This is a genomic window from Natrialba hulunbeirensis JCM 10989 (assembly GCF_000337575.1).
Classification (GTDB): Archaea; Halobacteriota; Halobacteria; order Halobacteriales; family Natrialbaceae; genus Natrialba; species Natrialba hulunbeirensis.
The window spans coordinates 1-16,889 of record NZ_AOIM01000026.1 but is presented as its reverse complement, the minus strand read 5'-3'; the positions used below and the strand labels follow the sequence as shown (position 1 = coordinate 16,889).

Sequence of the window (16,889 nt, the reverse complement as noted above, 5' to 3'; positions counted from 1 at the left end):
CTTCCGAAGAACGACGGCTCCATTGTCGTTCTCTTTGCCTGAATTATATCCAATCGTTATTCAGAACACCCAATTCACATTCAGTCCTGTCCATAGTTATTAATACTCCTGTTCCATACCACCATGTGTTGACATGCCAATTGGTAAGCAATCACGCAGACGGTTCATTACAGCAACAGGTGGTGCCGCGGCGCTGGGAACAGTTGCTGGGTGTCTTGGCGGCGACGACGGCGATGTCGTGAACTACTTCAGCTGGGGGGCGTACATCGACGATAGCTGGATTCAGCCGTTCGAGGAGGATACGGGAATCACGGTTAACACCGAGACCTACGAGTCGAACGCCGACGCGATCAATCAGATCGAGACCGCCCCGGAGGGAACGTACGACGTCTGGACGCCGTCCGCACCGGGTGCGGACTTCGAGCGCGCATACCAGAACGATCTCCTCAACCCGATCGATCTGGACAACGTCCCCGGCTGGGACGAGCACATCTTCGAGGAGATGAAACTCGACGACTTTTGGTTCGACGACGAACTGTACGCCGTCCCGATGACGTTCGGGTTCGACGGCGCAGTCTACAACCACGAGGAAGTCGGCGACCTCGGCGACGAAATCAGCTACGACGTGCTCTGGGACGACGAGTACGCTGGGGAGATTACGAGCCGCGACGACGCGGCAACGCAGATCTGGACCGCAGCGAAGTACCTCGGGCAAGATCCGGACGAGCCCGAGGATCTGGATGCGATCGAGGACGCGTTGAACGAACACGTCGACCTCGTGAACACCTACTGGACGTCCTCTGCGGAATCGATCCAGATCTTCCAGCAGGGAGAAGCTTCGATCGGAACGTCGTGGGACGGTGCCTACCACCGCCTCGCGGCGGAGGACGAACCAGTGTCGCTCGCCTTCTGGGAGGAGGGGACCATCGGTTGGATCGACTCGTTCTGCATCGCCCGGGGTTCGGAGAACAAAGAAGAAGCCGAGCAGTTCATCGACTACATGGTCTCCGAGGTTCCACGTGCGTGGTTCGAGGGGCCAGAGTACATCGTCGTCTCCGACGCCGTGGATTACACCGACGAAGAACTCGACGAGTACAACCTCGAGATGGCACTCGAGAACACCGAGTTCCCGGCGTACAACACCGACGACCAGATCCAGACGTACGACGAGATTTGGACGGACGTCACCGTCTAATCGCTGAGAGGGTATTCTACGTATGACTTCAACACTACACGTCGATTCCGTGACGAAGGATTTCGGCAGCGTTCGCGCAGTCGAAGACGTTAGCTTCACCGTCGACGAGGGAAAGTTTGTGACGCTGCTTGGCCCCTCTGGATGCGGGAAGACGACGACGCTGCGGATGATCGCCGGCTTCGAGACGCCGACGGAGGGACGCGTTCGCCTCGGTGATCACGACATTACCACGGAAGAGCCGTATCTGCGGCCGACGAGCATGGTCTTTCAGAACTACGCGCTGTTCCCGCACAAGACGGTCGGCGAGAACGTCGGCTTCGGGCTGAAGATGCGCGACGTTCCACCGGACGAGCGATCCGACCGGGTTGCAAAGATGCTCGACCTGATCGAGTTGCCGGGAATCGAAGACCGCGGCATCGACGAACTCTCCGGCGGGCAACAACAGCGCGTCGCGCTGGCGCGAGCGCTGATCACCGAACCAGAGGTGCTGTTGCTCGACGAGCCACTCGGTGCGCTCGACCTGAAACTGCGAAAGAACATGCAGGTCGAACTGAAGAACCTGCAGGAGGAACTCGGGATCACGTTCGTCTACGTCACGCACGACCAGGAGGAGGCACTGACGATGAGCGACGAGATCATCATCCTCAACGAGGGCGAAATCGAACAACGCGGCACGCCGACGGAGATCTACGAGAGCCCACGGACCCGATTCGTCGCCGACTTCATCGGCGACACGAACCTGCTCGACGGCACCTACGTCGAGAACGGGGGCGGGAACGGGAACGCTGCCGCCGTCGAGTGTGGCAGCGTCGACGTACCGATCGACTCACTGTCGGCTGCTGCAGACGGCCAGTCGCTCTCCGTCTCCATTCGTCCGGAGAAGATCGCGCTTGGCGATGGGGCGGGCAACGGCAACGAAAACGCCGTCACACTCCGCGGCGAAGTCGAGGACGTCATCTACCAGGGGAACGTCGCGAAGGTACACGTCACCATCGACGGCACCGAACTCGTCCTCGAACAGCAGGTGATCGACACGGTCAACCTCCCGACGCCGGGTAGCGAGTGTACGATCAGTTGGGACCAGGAGAACACCAATGTCCTCACAGGATGACGTCGCCACGGATCCGGTCCGCTCTCAGCGGACACCGGAGACCAGCACGCTTCGCGAGCGGGTACTCGAGTGGGCAGACAGCGAGGTGTTCAAGGGCGCGATCAGCCTTGGCCCGGTCCTCATCCTGCTGACTGTCTTTTATGCGGTTCCCGTCGCGTTGCTGTTGATCTACAGCATCTTCGTCGAGGATCCGTTCGCGTCGGGGCTGACGTTCGAGCACTTCGGTCGGTTCGTCGATGTCTCGGCGATTACGTCGCTGCAGTTCAGTGAACTGTCCTACGTGCGGTTGCTGGGTCGGTCGATCGGGATCGCCGTCATCGTGACGGTGTTGTCGCTCGTGATTTCGTACCCGATCACCTACTACCTGGGACAACACGCACCCGAGCGCTGGAAGATCGCGCTCGTGATGCTCGTCATCATCCCGTTCTGGACGTCCTATCTGATCCGGACGTACGCGTGGATTCCGATCCTCTCGAACAATGGGTTCATCAACAGTGCGCTCACGACGATGGGCTTACCGTCGTTGCCGCTGTTGAACAATTACGTCGGGAGTATCATCGGACTCGTCTACGTCTTCGTGCCGTTTACGATCCTGCCGCTGTACGCGAGCATGGAGGGGCTCGACTCGTCGCTGATCGAAGCAGCACGCGACCTCGGAGCCTCCCGCTGGGAAGCGTTCCGGGAAGTCGTCTTCCCGCTGACGCTCCCCGGGGCGCTCGCCGGTGGTGTCTTCGTCTTCATCAAGACTGCCGCAGCGTACGTGACGCCGTCGTTGCTCGGCGGCACCAGCGGTCGAATGTACGCCCAGGTGATCGAAACGCAGTTCGGCACCGCGTTTAACTGGAATTTCGGTGCCGCACTGGCGGTGATCCTGGTCGTCGTCGTCCTCGGGACCATCTGGATCGCTATGCGGTGGGGAATCGACGTGAAAGGATCTCGCGGCCTCGGCGGAGGTGGCCTATGAGCGTCACCGACTCCATCCGCGATCGGGTCCGCTCCGATTCGGACCCCAACGACGGGGCCGGGAGCGGGCTGAAGCTCGCGACGGTGCTCACCTACCTGTTCCTCTACGGTCCGATCCTGGTCGTCGTCCTCATGTCGTTCGATGCCGGCCGGTACGGGCTGCGCTGGGACTTCACGACCGAGTGGTACGCGAGCCTCGCAACTCGAAGCGACCTGATCGACTCGCTGTGGCTGAGTATCCAGATCGGCATCGTCGTGATGATCATCTCGACGGTGCTGGCCGTCGTCGCAGCCTTCGGCCTCTCACGATTCGACTGGCCAAAGCGAAAGGGACCGATCGCGACCTACCTCATCTTCGTCCCGCTCACGCTGCCGATCATCATCTACGGGATCGGGCTGTTCGTCTTCTTCACCCAGCTCGGAATCGGTCGTGGCTTCCTCCCGATCGTCGTCGGCCACGTACTCTACACGTTGCCGTTCGCGACGCTCGTGGTCGGTGCGGGCGTCATCGATCTCGACCGGACACTCGAGGAGGCCGCGATGGATCTCGGGGCGGATCCGCTGACGACGTTCCGCGAGGTGACGCTCCCGGCGCTGATGCCGAACATCCTGGCGGCGGCGCTGTTCTCCTTTACGCTCTCGTTCGACGAGTTCCTCATCTCGTTCTTCGTCAGCGGGGGCGGTGCGGTGCCGCTACCGGTCCGTATCTGGGGCATGGTTCGAGCTGACATCGAGCCAGAAGTGTACGCGATCAGCGTGGTCGTGTTGCTCATCAGCATCGCCATCGCGGCGATGGCGACGCGGCTGCGGCGGTTCTAGCGAAAACGGGACCGCTACAACTCCCGTCCCAGTTCGTACCCTTCTCGAACCGCTTCGTCGAGCGACCGCGGCGCCCAGGCGTCACCGACCCGATGGATCGACACGTCCGTCTGCGCCGCCGCCTCGCGGAACGGCTCGTAGGCTACCTCCCCGCGGTGGGCGAAAACGACCACGTCGATACCGTCCCGCCGCTCGCGGGTCTCGCTGTGGATGTTCTCGAGTACAACGTCTGACCCGGCACCCTTGCCATCCGCAGCACCGATTTCGGCGACTCGCGTGTGCGGCGTGAACGTGACGTTTCGCTCCGAGAGCGTGCCGAGGAGCTGATTCTGGACGTACTGCTGGACGTTTTCGCCGGGCGAGTACGTCGCCGTCGCGAGTTCGACGCTCGCTGCACGGTCAGATTCAGAACACGCCATAGCTACGTCCAGTGCGGCCTCGTTGCCGTCCCAGTCCGAGACGAGTACGGCGTCGCCGCGGACACTATCAGGGTCTGCGAGCAGTTCGCCGGGCGTCACCACCCGCGCATCCTCGGTGATCGAAATGTCCGGGACGCGGCCAACCGCGCCTGTCGCCAGCACGACCGCGTCCGTCGAGTCGTCGGCGGTCGCACCTTCGAGGTCGGCTGGCTCGAACCGCGTCTCGAGTTGGATGTCGACACCCGCGTCCGCCGCCCGAGTTGCGAGCGTGTCGATCCACTCGCCGAACGCGCCGCGATGCGAGAGGTCGGCGTAGTGGCGGACCTGGCCGCCGAGTCGATCCGCCTGCTCGAGGAGGGTCACGTCGTGGTCGCGTTCGGCTGCTGCCGTCGCACAGACGAGTCCCGCGGGGCCGCCGCCAACGACGGTCACCGCTGAAGCCGTCTCGACGGTGTCGTCGTCCGCAAACTCGCGCTCGCGTCCCGTCTCGGGGTTGACCGTACAGCGGATCGGCAGCCCTTCCTGGTACCTGCCGATACAGCCCTGGTTACAGGCAACACAGGAAGTGATGTCCTCGCGGTTGCCGTTCGTCACCTTCTGCGGCATCGCCGGATCGGCGATGAGTGCTCGCGTCATCCCGACCACATCGGCAGCGCCCTCCCGGATCAGCCGGTCGCCGATTTCGGGTTCGTTGATCCGCGAGGTGACGATCACAGGCGCGTCGACGAGTTCCTTCACGGTTTCACCGGGCTGTTCGACCACGCTATGATCTTTCGTCGCCGGCGGGACGATGTAGCTACAGCTTCGGTGGGTACTCGAGCTCCCGACGACGATGCTCCAGTAGTCGAGGTCGCAGGCGGCGTCGATGTGCTCGATGATGGGGATCGTCTCCGAAAAGTCGAGCCCGCGACGGTGGCGTTCTTCGGTACTCAGCCGGACGCCAACGACGAAATCGTCGCTGGTTCGCTCTCTGATCTGGGTCGCGATGTCGACGGTGAACCGACAGCGGCTCTCGAGGTCGCCGCCGTACTCGTCGGTGCGGTCGTTCAGGTGCGGACTCCAGAACTGTGCGGGAAGGTAGCTGTGCGAGCCGACGATTTCGACGCCGTCGAGTCCGGCCCGGTCCATCCGCTCGGCTGCGGCGGCGAAGGAGTCGATCAACTCGCGGACTTCCGCGGTCGTCAGCGGTCTCGGGACCACCTTCAGTCGGTCGGTCGGCGTATCCGACGGCGCGGGGGCTGGCGGCGCGTAGTCGCCCGTGTAGCGTTCGCGGCCGCCGTGGAAGAGCTGTGCGAAGACGGCCGCGCCGTCGTCGTGAAGCTGTTCTGCGACCGGTTCGTATGCGTCGACGATGGCGTCCCGACTCGCGTCGATCGTGTGCGAGGTCAGGAGACCGCTCTCGTCGACTGCGTGAGCTTCGAGGACGATCAGACCGGCTCCGCCCTGTGCGCGGGCCCGGTGATATGCAGTGAAGTCTTCGGTCGGGAGGTGATCCGAGACCAGCGTCGTCTGGTGGCCCGAGGACATGATTCGATTCCGCAGCGTAACGTCACCGATTTCGAGGGGGTCAAAGAGGCTCTCGTATCCCATACTTGTCTCTTGGTATCATACATCACAAATGTATCGACAGCCGTGACCGATCGGTGACGCGTCACGGCCACAACTGCTATGCCAATATCAAATAACCTACAGACATGAGTGAACGTGGCGAACTGCAAAACGTGGTCGAGCACACCGAGACCGTCCACGAGCGCATCGGTGAGACGGTTGCAGTAACCGAAACGCAGTCGACAGAGCTCGCGGCACTGCGCCGCGAAATTGACACGCTGAGCGCGACGATGGAGGAGGTCGCCTCGAGTGCGACCGAGGTCGAGTCGCTGACCGAGGAGGCAGCAGATACCGCTTCGGGCGGCGTCGAACGGAGCGAAGCGGTGAGCGAGCACGCCGATCAGGCGTCTGCTGACGTCGAACGATTGCTGGACGCCGTCGAATCCGTTGGCGAACAGACCGACCGCGTCCACGAAATCGTCGACATCATCGTCGATATTGCCACGCAGACGCACGTGCTGGCACTCAACGCCAGCATCCAGGCGGCACACGCCGGTGAGTCGGGTGCCGGCTTCGCCATCGTCGCAGACGAGGTCAAAGCGCTCGCCGAGGAGACGGAGTCGAACGCAACCGAGATCCGCTCGGTCCTCGACACACTGACTACTGATATCGAGACCGGCCTCGAACGCGGCACCGAAACGCAAGCGTCCGTCGAGGGGATGGTCGCGCAGGTCGACCGGATGGCCGACGCGCTGGGCGAAATTCAACGTGCCGTCGAACGCTCGAGCGACGGCGTCCGCGAGATCGCGGACGCGAACGACGATCAGGCCGTCAGCGTCTCCGAACTGGCGACGCGACTCAACACGGTCTCCGAGCAAGCCCAGACGGTCCAGGAGGAGATGGCAGCGGTCGACGCCGACGCCGACGCACAGCGCCAGCGGATCCGGCACATCACGTCCTTCGTGGACAACCTCCCCGGCTACGCCTATCGCAACGAAAACGAAAAGGGGTGGCCGGTGCAGTTCGCCTCCGAAGGCATCGCCGAACTCACCGGCTACACGTCGGCACAGCTCGTCAGCGGTGAGGTCTCCGTTGGTGATGACATCGTCCACGACGACGATCAGGCGGCAATCTGGGATACCGTCCAGGAGCACCTCGACCGGCGCGAGTCGTTCGCACTCGAGTACCGGATGAATACAACCAGCGGAGATGTCATTCGCGTCCGCGAACAGGGGCGAGGACGGTACGATGAACACGGCGAGGTCGTCGCGATCGAGGGCTACGTCTGGCGCGTCGACGACACATACGAACAGATCGCGCCGAAGCGGTCGGGGACACGCGACGGTGAGACGGAGCCAGCGCGCGATCGCGACCGATCCTCGACGGTCGGTGCAGAATAGAAACCCAACTCAGAGCGTCTCCACGTACTGTTCTCGCTCCCAGTCGGTCACCGTGTCGCGGAACGACTCGAGTTCCGCTCGCTTGGCAGCGACGAACGCCTGGATCAGGTCCTCACCGAGGGAGGCGGTCAGCGTCTCGTCGGACTCGAGTGCGGCGAGTGCGAGTTCGGGTGACTGCGGAAGCGGCGGTCGGTCGCCGGCGGGATCGCCGGAGACGGGTGGCTCGGGCTCGAGCTCGCGTTCGATACCGTCCAACCCGGCCGCGATGGTCGCAGCGATGACGAGATAGGGGTTCGCGTCGGCGCTGGGGATTCGGTTCTCGATGCGGGTGGTTCCGGAGGGGATTCGGATACCGGTCATGCGGTTGTCGTATCCCCAGGAGGCGGTGTAGGGTGCGAACGAGCCGCGTTCGTAGCGCTTGAAGCCGTTGATGGTGGGTGTCCCGAGTGCGGCGAGGGCATCGGCGTGGTCGACGACGCCGGCGACGAACTGGCGGCCGGTTCGTGAGAGCGTGCCCTCGCCGTCGGTGGTGGTACTATCGCTCGTCTCTCCGTCGCCGGCCTCGAACACGTTTTCGCCGTCCTGGAACGCTCCAATATGAAGGTGGTAGCCGCTTCCTGCCCGCCCGCCGAACGGCTTGGCCATGAACGTCGCCCAGAGATCGTGACAGCGGCCGGTCTGCTTGACCAGGCGCTTGAAATCGAACGTGTCGTCGGCCTGCTCCATCGGGTCGCCGTACTCGAACAGCACCTCGAGCTGGCCCGCCCCGTGCTCGTGCATGAGCGACGTCACCGTCGCGCCGTACTCCTCGCTCCAGGCCGCCAGATCGTTGTAGAACGCCGAAACCTCCTCGGTCGCCCAGGAGACACACTCGTGTTTGTCGGATGTGACCGGCTCGTAGCCCGACCCGGACTCCGCCTCGGAAAGCAGGTAGAACTCGAGTTCGCTTCCCACAGTGAACTCGAAGTCGAACTCGTCGGGGACGGACTCGAGTACCCGCGCGAGCGCGGTCCGGGGGGCAGCGCCGACGAGGTCGCCGCCGTCGACGACGTCACAGAGGACGCGAGCCGCGTCGTCGCGCCAGGGGAGACGACACGCCGTGTGCGGGAGCGGCCGGAGTGTGCCGTCGCCGTAGTCGATCTCCTCGCCGACGCCCGAGCCCTCGGGGACGGCGTTGCGCGGCGTCTGTGCGAGAATAAGGAGGTTCACCGGAAACCCGGTCTCCCAGGAGTCGAGGAAGTAGTCGGTGCGTAGCTGTTTGGTGCGCGAGATGCCGTTGATGTCGGGAAATTCGACGAAAACGTGGTCGATGTCGGGATCCGAAAGCAGGTCGAGCATCCGCTCGACGTGGTCGTCTTCGTGCTCACTCGGGGCTGGCGCGTTGGCGTCAGTCATTGATTCCTCCAGTATGGGTGGTTCGAGTATGGTTGTCGTGGGCGGTCACAGTCGGTCCGTTCGGTCGCTGGCGTCCGTTCGCTGTGCCGGACCTTCGTCGGTGCTCGGCGGTGCATGCTCCCATTGTCTGTTCGTACCATCTTTCGTCTTACTCGACCGTATTAAGTCACTCGTTGACACGGGTCACTGCTTGCCGTCGGGACTGTCTCTCGTCGCTCTCATCGGAGTGGTGAGTCGTACGCGCCCGGCTCATCGGCCGGCTTCTCGCCGCGCTTGGCGCTCCAACGATCGACCGAGAGTCGGTACACTGCTGTCCGGTCGATCGATTCGTCACTCATCAGCTGGTAGTCCTCGCCGGGCGTGAGCTGCGGGGCGAACTTGTCCATGAAGGACTCGAGTACGTCCCGTTTCTCCGCTCGCTCCGTGAGAAGCGAGATCGGACCGTAGGCGACGACACTCGCGTATTCGACGGTGAAGTTCACCGGTTCCTCCGCGGGGATGAATCGGCCCATCTCGCTCGTCGTGAAACTGGCCTGTGGCTCGTCGGTACTCGAGACGAGGTCGTAGGCGCGGCCGTCGCTGGCACCGTGGACGTAGATCGAATCGTCCTCACAGACGAACAGTTGGGTGACGAGGTGTGGTTCCTTGTCGTCGACGAGTCCGAGAACACCTGTTTCCTGGCCGGCCAGGAACTCCCGGATCCACTCTTCGTCGTCGACTGCTTTGCCCTGGTATCGGATGTCGTCGGATGCGACACTCGGTGAATCCTTCATACCGATTGGTCGGTCTGATCGGATATAACGTTGCACGTCACCGTCAACACTTAGCACAGTTCGAAGAGAGCCAACGCGGGGATATTGCGCTAATCGACGGCTATGTGTCCGTTAACGACAATATCCGTGTATGACACGTAATTCACCACCGATCGAACTCGACCCAATCGGCACTGTTCACTCGCCACGGAAGACGAAACAGGACGACGGGTGGGGTGACGTCGAGTCGAGCATCGAACTCGATTCGACGCGATTCACTCCCGCTGCGCTACGGGGACTCGACGACTTTTCGCACGTGGAAATCGTCTTCGTCATGCATCGCGTTCGTGAGGAGAACATCGAATTCGGGGCACGACACCCCCGAAACAATCCCGACTGGCCGGCGGTGGGGATCTTCGCACAACGTGCTAAAGGACGTCCGAACCGAATCGGCGTCTCGCGCTGTCAGATCCGTGGTGTGGACGAGTTAACGATCGATGTGGTCGGGTTGGATGCTATCGATGGAACGCCCGTCGTAGCGATCAAACCGTGCATGAACGAATTTGGGCCGAACGGTGACGTAACACAACCGACGTGGGCCGCCGAACTCATGGCGACCTATTACGACGATTGTAGCCCCTGAAAGTCAGTGCGCATCCGGTTGTACGAGGGGGGCGCGGTTCGGAGCGAGCACGGTGGGTGAGAACTGCGGACAGTGTGGTCGCTGTACAAACAGTTTCAGTTGGTACGATAGCGACGCAACGGTCGTCCGGTACGGGAGCCGGATCCATACTCTCGGTGGACTGCCCTCGGTTCGACCAGCTATCACCGGAGACAGCCGTCGGCGAGACACGAGACGAATCTTTATTAGCTGTGCCTCGAACTACCACGGTATGGAGCTCTGGGACGAGATAGACGCATCCTACCGCGAGCGGACGCCAACGAGCGAACGAGCATACGAGGAACTCTACGAGCACGTGCCGGCAGGGGTCGCCAGCACGTACCGTGCGTTCGAGCCCTACCCGATGGTCATCGACCGGGCGGACGGGCCGTACCTCTACGACGTCGACGGCAACCGCTACATCGACTACGACCTGAACAACGGCGCGGGTATGGTCGGCCACAACCACCCCGCCGTCACCGACGCACTGCGCGACCAACTCGAGAACGGGACGCTGTTCACCCNACTACGACCTGAACAACGGCGCGGGTATGGTCGGCCACAACCACCCCGCCGTCACCGACGCACTGCGCGACCAACTCGAGAACGGGACGCTGTTCACCCACCCCCACGAACTGCTCGGGGAGGCCGCCGAGGCGATCAAGGACCGTTGGGACCCGATCGACCTCGTTCGGTTCACCAACAGCGGCACCGAGTCGACGATGCACGCGATTCGTCTCGCCAGAGCCTACTCCGGCCGGGAGAAGGTCCTGAAGATCGAGGGCTCGTACCACGGCGCACACGACTACGTCCTGCTGAGCAAGTCCGTTCCCGCGCACAAACTCGGTCATCCGAAACAGCCGACCACGGTGATCGAGAGCGAGGGCGTTCCGGAAGCGATCGCGGACACCGTCGAGATCGGCCCGTGGAACGACCTCGACGCCATCGAGTCGATCCTCGAGGAGAACGCGACCGAAATCGGGACGCTCATCGTCGAACCGATCGTGATGAACGTCGGCGTCACCCAGCCACACGGCGAGTACCTGCAGGGGCTGCGCGAGCTGTGTGACGAGTACAACGTCGTCCTCATCTTCGACGAGGTCAAGACCGGCGTAAAGATCGCACCCGGCGGCGCGACGGAGTACTACGGTGTCGAGCCCGATCTAGTCACGATGGCAAAGAGCATCGGCGGGAACATGCCCGTCGGCGCGTTCGGCGGCCGTGAAGACATCATGCGCGAGATCGAGAACGGCACAGCCCACTACGGCACCTACAACGGCAACCCGCTCGTCCTGCGTGCCGTGACGACCGTGCTGAACGAGGTGCTCACCGACGACGCCTACGACCACGTCGACGCCCTCGGCGACCGACTCGCGACCGGCTACGAAGAGATCATGGCTGACGTCGGCCTCGCCGGCCACGTCGAACAGGTCAACTCCCAGGGCATCGTCGTCTTCACCGACGAGGAGATCAACAACTACCGAGACTTCGACGAACACGTCGACGTCGAGTTCCACGAGAACTACTGGTTCGCGATGCTCGAACGCGGCGTCCTGCCACACCCCCACCACGCCTCCCAGCAGTGGACTATCAGCGTCCAACACGAGGACGAACACATCGACCGCCACCTCGAGGCGTTCAAGGACGTGGCACCGATGCTCGCCGACCGGCAGTAGTCCGAACACAGCTGTCAGCCACCGAATTTTTCGCTTCCGACGCTCGCGCCTCGACTGCTGGGTGCGTAACGTGTAAAAACAGCGTGTCCGTGCCGTTACTCGAGTACCGGCCAGTACTCGCTGTGATAGGCAGCGATGTCTTCGATGGCACGCTGTGCGGAGTCGTAGTCTTCGTCCATCCAGGCCATGGGGTCGTCGATGCCGGTTTCGACGCCGAGGACGCCCTCGAGGACGCCGAGCGTAGCGTAGGCGAGGTGGCTGACCTGATAGCCACCTTCCTGCACGACGGCGAGGTTTCCGTCGGCGTACTCGTCAGCGAGCACTCGCGCGCGCCGGCCCAGTTCTTCGAAGCCGCCCTTCGTAACGACGTTTCGGCCGAGCGGGTCCATCGTGCCGGCGTCCTGGCCGGCGCTGATGAGCAGCAGGTCGGGATCGTACGACCGGAGCAGCGGTTCGACGATACGGTCGAAGACGTGTTCGTAGCCCTCGTCACCGGTTCCCGGCGGGAGCGGGACGTTGACGTTGTAGCCCTCGCCATCGCCGGTGCCAACCTCGTCGAGGTCGCCCGTCTGCGGGTGGGCCTCGGGATCCCACGACCAGTGGTCGTTGTGGATGCCGATCACGAGCACGTCGTCGCGGTCCTCGAAGCACTCCTGCGTGCCGTTACCGTGGTGAACGTCCCAGTCGACGATGGCAACGCGTTCGGTGTCGGTCGTCTCGAGGACGTGATCCGCCGCGACGGCGACGTTGTTGAAATAACAGAAGCCGTCGACCTGTTCCGGTTGGGCGTGGTGGCCGCTCGGTCGGACCATCGCGTACGGAACGTTGTCCGAGGGTGTCTCGAGTGCGTGTTCGGCGGCGAGGCAGGTCGCACCCGCGGCGTGTGTTGCGGCGCGGAAGGTGTGTTCGTTCGCGCCGGTTTCGGCGGTGATCCGACCGCCGCCGTCGGCGCAGAACGCCTGCAGGTCGTCGATGTGATCTGCGGTGTGGGTGCGCTCGAGTTGCACTCGAGTTGCGGGCTCGACATCAGCCAGCGTGACGTGGTCGGCGAGTTCGGACTGAACGATGCTGTAGATGTTTTTGAGGCGCTCGGGCCGGTCCGGATGCGGTTGGCGGTACGCCAGTCTACCGGTCCACTCGGATTCGAACTCGCCGGCCGGCTGTTCGTGAGCGATGAAACTCTCGTCCCAGAACGCAGTTATCGTTCGGCCCATGGTTGGCACTCTCTGTCATTCTACATAAGACCTTCTGTCTCTGTGACCGGTCTGTCGAAGTCAAACCCGGCGAGGAAACCCTAGTTTGGCGTGTTACCGCCGAGATACATTGTTTTCGTTCGAAAATCGGTACGTTGGTAGACAGCGTGCGGTATACGATCGTATACTGACTACCGTTGTATAGATATTCGGCTGTTCTTCATTTCGGTGCACTATTTTTGGACAGTATCCAGCATCTGTCGTTCTCGTCGAAATGTATATATAGTGTGAGGAGATAACACAGATCATGGTTGAGGAAAACATCAGCCGACGGACTGTTCTGAAAACGACGGCTGCCGGTGGCGCAGCAGCGGCGGCCGGCTGTCTCGGCGGCGACGACGGCCGCGAGTACGTACGACCGATCGATATCGACCTCGACGATGTGGAACCGGAGAACGAGATCAACATGTGGAACTGGTTCTACGACTTCCGCGATTGGACCGTCGAGGAGTTCAGCGCCGAGTACGGCATCGAGAGTTCCTCGTCGACCGGCTACTCCTCCGCGGCGGAGTGGTACTCCCGCCTGGAGGCCGGTAACCACGCTATCGATCACGTCGGCTCCACCGGGAACTACACCGTTCGTTCCGTCGAGAACGACTTCTTCGAGCCGCTGCCGGTCGATCAGTTCGAGGGCTGGGAGGCGCTGCCCGACTTCCTGCAAGACACCATGCACGACTACGCCGGGAAGGACGGCGAGGTGTACGCGATGCCCCAGTCGTTGCTGTTGTATCCGACGCTGACGTACAACGAGGATCACTTCTCGAGTCCGCCGGATTCGTGGGGCGTCCTCTGGGACGAGGAGTACGCCGGCGACATCTGCATGTGGGACGAAGCGCAGTACCCCTGCCAGATCGCCGCACTGTACACGGACCAGGACCCGTTCGACCCCGACGATCTGGACGAAATTCAGGAGGTGCTCGAACAACAGATCGATCTCAACGAAACCCTGTGGGACGAGTACAACCACGCTCGCGGCCTCTTCGTCAACGAAGACGTGGTGGTCGGTCCGCTGCTTGACGGACAGACGTACCTCGCCAGGTTCGAGGACGAAGCACCGATCAACTACACGATCCCCGAGGAGGGCGGGCTCTACCAGCTCGACGACATGGCAATTCCGACGGACTGTCCGAACCCGCGAGCAGCGACGCTGCTTATGGACTGGGTTACCCAGCCGGACAACCTCAAGAACATCTTCCACGAGAGCGGCTACCCGCCGGCGATCGACCACGATGACTTCGAAGAGCTGTACGCCGAGGATCTCGAGGAAGGAACGATCACCGAGGAGGAAATCGAATTCTTCCGCTGGGGCGAACTCGAGGACCGCCTCATGTTCGCCGAACCGCTTGGCGACGACCTGCTCCAGACGTACGACCAGATCTGGACCGAAGTGAAGAACTGACTGATACCGATGTCAGACATTACAATCCACGGCTTGCGCAAGGAGTTCGGCTCGGTGCTGGCGGTCGACGATGTCGATTTCGACATCACAGAGGGCGAGTTCATCTCGATTCTGGGGCCGAGTGGCTCCGGCAAGTCGACAATTTTGCGGATGATTGCCGGCTTCGAGTCACCAACAGCGGGCGAGATCAGAATCGGCGGCGACGATGTCGTCGGGAACCCGCCGTTCGAACGGGACGTGAACATGATGTTCCAGGACCTGGCGCTGTTTCCGCACCTGACCGTCGCCGAGAACATCGCATACGGGCTCAAGCAGGGCGGCGTTCCAGCCGACGAGCGCGAGGACCGTGTGCAGGAGATGCTCGAGATCGTTCACCTCGAAGGCTACGACGACCGTGAGCCCCACGAACTCTCGGGCGGTGAGCAACAGCGTGTCGCGCTCGCCCGTGCGCTGGTCAACGAACCGAAGCTGCTGTTGTTCGACGAACCGCTGGCGTCGCTCGACCGAAAGTTGCGCCAGCACATGCAGATCGAACTCCAGCAGATCCAACACGAGACCGGCATCACGTTCCTTTACGTTACCCACGACCAGGAGGTCGCGATGGCCGTCTCCGACCGGTTGATCGTGCTCAACGACGGCCAGATCGAACAGATCGGTACCGCCGAAGAGCTCTACGACGAACCGAACAACAGTTTCGTCGCGAACTTCATCGGCGACATCAACACGTTGCCGGCGGAACTCGAGCGCGACAACGGCACTCTCGCAGTGGATATCAACGACGCAACGCGAGCGGTTGGCGACTCGTACGTCGATCCGGGAGTCCGCGACAACGGCCACCACGAGATCGACCTCTGTATCAGGCCGGACGATATGCGAATCGAGCCGTCCACAGCGGCCGAGGCGAACGCAATCGCAGGAACAGTCCGAAACCGCATCTACAAGGGTGGAACGACGACGTACCACATCGACACCGACGTCGGAACGATCACGGCAGAGTTGGGGTCGAGCCAGTTCGATGTCGGTGACGAGGTCGGCGTCTCGTGGAGTGACGATGCCGCCTACCTCTTCCCGCGGAGGGAGTCTGAGGCATGAGTTCGGCCAGACTGCCCGGTATTCGTGCGAACGTGGCAGACGGGTTCGAACACTGGCAATCATTCCTGCGCGAGCGGCCGCGGCTGAAGATTTTCCTGATCGTCTTCCCGCCCGCACTGGTGCTTGCGGTCTTTTTCCTCCTGCCACTCGTGTTCATGGCGTACCTCTCGCTCCTCGAGGGGATGCCGCCGGCACCAGCAACGTTCGAGAACTACATGCGCCTCGTCACGCAGGAGGTCTACCTGTCGATCCTCTGGCGAACGACCGTGATTACGGCGCAGGCGACGATACTGACGGTGCTCATCGGCTACGCGATCGCCTACAGTATGGTTCGGTTCTCCCGGCGGACGACGATGATCCTGCTGTTGGTCATCATGCCGTTCTGGACGAACTACATCATCCGGATGTACGCCTGGATCAACATCCTGCAGACGAACGGCGTTCTCGACGCGGCACTGCTGTTCGTCGGCGCGATAAACGAGCCGCTCGGCGTGCTCTACAGCCACGAGGCGGTGCTCATCGGCTTCATCTACATCTACCTGCCGCTGGCGGTTCTTCCCTTCTATGCCTCCCTCTCGTACCTCGATCAGGACCTCATCGACGCGTCGATGGACCTCGGAGCGGGGCCGATCAAGACGTTCCTCTCGGTTACGCTTCCGATGACGAAAAACGGGATCATGGTCGGCGTGATCCTCGTCGGGATCCCGATCTTCGGCTCGTTCATCACGCCCCAGCTTCTGGGCGGGACGGACAACACCATGGTCGGGATGATAATCGAGAACCAGTTCGTCGAGGCGTTCAACTGGTCGTTCGGTGCCGCGCTCAGTATCACTGTCGCGTTTATCGTCGTTGCCATGCTCGTGCTGGGAATGCTGGCCGGCGGGAACTTCTTCGACCTCGGAGGTGAGGACGAATGAGCGCACTCTCGTCCGCGTGGGACCTTCTCGAGCGGGTCGCCTACAACCACGGCCGAAAGGCGGGGCTCACCTGTCTCGTGCTCGCGATCCTCTATCTCTGGTTCCCCATCTTCGTCGTGACCTTCATGTCGTTCGCCGAGCGGGAGGTTCTCACGTTCCCGCCGTCGAGTCTCACGCTCGACTGGTACATGGTCTTCCTGGATAACGACGCCGCGATCAGCGCGACGATTACGTCGCTGCAGATCAGCTTCATCACGACACCTGTCTCTTATACACATCTCTGAGCGGG

The 16,889-nt window shown here is 62.2% G+C and carries 15 protein-coding genes and 1 pseudogene; 12 read left to right on the top strand and 4 right to left on the bottom strand.

Annotated elements, in window-relative coordinates; genetic code table 11:
- The first annotated feature begins 133 nt into the window (after positions 1 to 133).
- The 4 genes from C483_RS08955 to C483_RS08940 are packed head-to-tail and all read left to right on the top strand — an operon-like array spanning position 134 to position 4,088.
- Positions 134 to 1,195 carry an extracellular solute-binding protein gene (locus tag C483_RS08955; protein WP_049912522.1) on the top strand — a complete coding sequence of 354 codons (1,062 nt, stop codon included), beginning with the start codon at positions 134 to 136 and terminating at the stop codon, positions 1,193 to 1,195.
- Between the two features lie 22 nt (positions 1,196 to 1,217).
- Complete coding sequence (locus C483_RS08950) at positions 1,218 to 2,306, top strand: ABC transporter ATP-binding protein (protein WP_006653035.1); 1,089 nt, start codon at positions 1,218 to 1,220, stop codon at positions 2,304 to 2,306.
- Positions 2,290 to 3,270 carry an ABC transporter permease gene (locus C483_RS08945; protein ID WP_006653034.1) on the top strand — a complete coding sequence of 327 codons (981 nt, stop codon included), beginning with the start codon at positions 2,290 to 2,292 and terminating at the stop codon, positions 3,268 to 3,270. The genes C483_RS08950 and C483_RS08945 overlap by 17 nt, the downstream gene beginning before the upstream one ends.
- Positions 3,267 to 4,088: an ABC transporter permease gene (locus C483_RS08940; RefSeq protein WP_006653033.1), complete on the top strand. Its 822-nt coding sequence runs from the start codon at positions 3,267 to 3,269 to the stop codon at positions 4,086 to 4,088. Before C483_RS08945 ends, C483_RS08940 begins: the two co-directional genes overlap by 4 nt.
- Before the next feature lie 14 nt (positions 4,089 to 4,102).
- On the opposite strand, the gene C483_RS08935 is transcribed toward C483_RS08940, so the two are convergent.
- Complete coding sequence (locus tag C483_RS08935) at positions 4,103 to 6,097, bottom strand: oxidoreductase (RefSeq protein ID WP_006653032.1); 1,995 nt, start codon at positions 6,095 to 6,097, stop codon at positions 4,103 to 4,105.
- A gap of 104 nt (positions 6,098 to 6,201) precedes the next feature.
- Here C483_RS08935 and C483_RS08930 point away from each other — a divergent pair, with 104 nt between their 5' ends.
- A complete protein-coding gene (locus C483_RS08930) occupies positions 6,202 to 7,455 on the top strand; it encodes a methyl-accepting chemotaxis protein (protein ID WP_006653031.1) in 1,254 nt (417 codons plus the stop codon).
- A gap of 9 nt (positions 7,456 to 7,464) precedes the next feature.
- On the opposite strand, the gene C483_RS08925 is transcribed toward C483_RS08930, so the two are convergent.
- Together C483_RS08925 and C483_RS08920 are read right to left on the bottom strand one after the other, a co-directional pair.
- Positions 7,465 to 8,850 carry a glutamine synthetase family protein gene (locus tag C483_RS08925; RefSeq protein ID WP_006653030.1) on the bottom strand — a complete coding sequence of 462 codons (1,386 nt, stop codon included), beginning with the start codon at positions 8,848 to 8,850 and terminating at the stop codon, positions 7,465 to 7,467.
- Between the two features lie 218 nt (positions 8,851 to 9,068).
- The gene (locus tag C483_RS08920; RefSeq protein ID WP_006653029.1) at positions 9,069 to 9,623 is read right to left on the bottom strand and encodes a pyridoxamine 5'-phosphate oxidase family protein; all 555 of its coding nucleotides are present in this window, start codon (positions 9,621 to 9,623) and stop codon (positions 9,069 to 9,071) included.
- A gap of 130 nt (positions 9,624 to 9,753) precedes the next feature.
- Between C483_RS08920 and C483_RS08915 the strand changes: the two genes are divergently transcribed.
- From C483_RS08915 to C483_RS08910, 3 genes and pseudogenes are all read left to right on the top strand, one after another.
- Positions 9,754 to 10,245, top strand: coding sequence for an SAM-dependent methyltransferase (locus tag C483_RS08915; protein WP_006653028.1), 492 nt, complete (start codon positions 9,754 to 9,756; stop codon positions 10,243 to 10,245).
- Between the two features lie 250 nt (positions 10,246 to 10,495).
- Positions 10,496 to 10,723, top strand: a pseudogene (locus C483_RS21155) (aspartate aminotransferase family protein); the annotation flags it as partial.
- A 91-nt stretch (positions 10,724 to 10,814) separates the two neighbouring features.
- Positions 10,815 to 11,939, top strand: coding sequence for an aspartate aminotransferase family protein (locus C483_RS08910; protein WP_006653027.1), 1,125 nt, complete (start codon positions 10,815 to 10,817; stop codon positions 11,937 to 11,939).
- 95 nt (positions 11,940 to 12,034) lie between these two features.
- On the opposite strand, the gene C483_RS08905 is transcribed toward C483_RS08910, so the two are convergent.
- On the bottom strand, positions 12,035 to 13,153 hold the full coding sequence (locus C483_RS08905; protein WP_006653026.1) for a class II histone deacetylase: 1,119 nt from the start codon (positions 13,151 to 13,153) through the stop codon (positions 12,035 to 12,037).
- A gap of 286 nt (positions 13,154 to 13,439) precedes the next feature.
- Between C483_RS08905 and C483_RS08900 the strand changes: the two genes are divergently transcribed.
- From C483_RS08900 to C483_RS08885, 4 genes are read left to right on the top strand one after another with little or no spacing between them, the layout of a single operon-like run.
- Positions 13,440 to 14,591 carry an ABC transporter substrate-binding protein gene (locus tag C483_RS08900; protein WP_006653025.1) on the top strand — a complete coding sequence of 384 codons (1,152 nt, stop codon included), beginning with the start codon at positions 13,440 to 13,442 and terminating at the stop codon, positions 14,589 to 14,591.
- Positions 14,592 to 14,600: 9 nt separating this feature from the next.
- On the top strand, positions 14,601 to 15,683 hold the full coding sequence (locus C483_RS08895; RefSeq protein WP_006653024.1) for an ABC transporter ATP-binding protein: 1,083 nt from the start codon (positions 14,601 to 14,603) through the stop codon (positions 15,681 to 15,683).
- Positions 15,680 to 16,600 (top strand): ABC transporter permease, encoded by a 921-nt coding sequence (locus tag C483_RS08890; protein ID WP_049912521.1) that lies wholly within the window; start codon positions 15,680 to 15,682, stop codon positions 16,598 to 16,600. Before C483_RS08895 ends, C483_RS08890 begins: the two co-directional genes overlap by 4 nt.
- On the top strand, positions 16,597 to 16,884 hold the full coding sequence (locus C483_RS08885; protein WP_006653022.1) for a hypothetical protein: 288 nt from the start codon (positions 16,597 to 16,599) through the stop codon (positions 16,882 to 16,884). Before C483_RS08890 ends, C483_RS08885 begins: the two co-directional genes overlap by 4 nt.
- Positions 16,885 to 16,889 lie beyond the last annotated feature (5 nt).

Coding starts and splice junctions, on each gene's coding strand:
- C483_RS08955 (WP_049912522.1), top strand. CDS start 134: ATGCCAATTGGTAAGCAATCACGCAGACGGTTCATTACAGCAACAGGT.
- C483_RS08950 (WP_006653035.1), top strand. CDS start 1,218: ATGACTTCAACACTACACGTCGATTCCGTGACGAAGGATTTCGGCAGC.
- C483_RS08945 (WP_006653034.1), top strand. CDS start 2,290: ATGTCCTCACAGGATGACGTCGCCACGGATCCGGTCCGCTCTCAGCGG.
- C483_RS08940 (WP_006653033.1), top strand. CDS start 3,267: ATGAGCGTCACCGACTCCATCCGCGATCGGGTCCGCTCCGATTCGGAC.
- C483_RS08935 (WP_006653032.1), bottom strand. CDS start 6,097: ATGGGATACGAGAGCCTCTTTGACCCCCTCGAAATCGGTGACGTTACG.
- C483_RS08930 (WP_006653031.1), top strand. CDS start 6,202: ATGAGTGAACGTGGCGAACTGCAAAACGTGGTCGAGCACACCGAGACC.
- C483_RS08925 (WP_006653030.1), bottom strand. CDS start 8,850: ATGACTGACGCCAACGCGCCAGCCCCGAGTGAGCACGAAGACGACCAC.
- C483_RS08920 (WP_006653029.1), bottom strand. CDS start 9,623: ATGAAGGATTCACCGAGTGTCGCATCCGACGACATCCGATACCAGGGC.
- C483_RS08915 (WP_006653028.1), top strand. CDS start 9,754: ATGACACGTAATTCACCACCGATCGAACTCGACCCAATCGGCACTGTT.
- C483_RS08910 (WP_006653027.1), top strand. CDS start 10,815: ATGGTCGGCCACAACCACCCCGCCGTCACCGACGCACTGCGCGACCAA.
- C483_RS08905 (WP_006653026.1), bottom strand. CDS start 13,153: ATGGGCCGAACGATAACTGCGTTCTGGGACGAGAGTTTCATCGCTCAC.
- C483_RS08900 (WP_006653025.1), top strand. CDS start 13,440: ATGGTTGAGGAAAACATCAGCCGACGGACTGTTCTGAAAACGACGGCT.
- C483_RS08895 (WP_006653024.1), top strand. CDS start 14,601: ATGTCAGACATTACAATCCACGGCTTGCGCAAGGAGTTCGGCTCGGTG.
- C483_RS08890 (WP_049912521.1), top strand. CDS start 15,680: ATGAGTTCGGCCAGACTGCCCGGTATTCGTGCGAACGTGGCAGACGGG.
- C483_RS08885 (WP_006653022.1), top strand. CDS start 16,597: ATGAGCGCACTCTCGTCCGCGTGGGACCTTCTCGAGCGGGTCGCCTAC.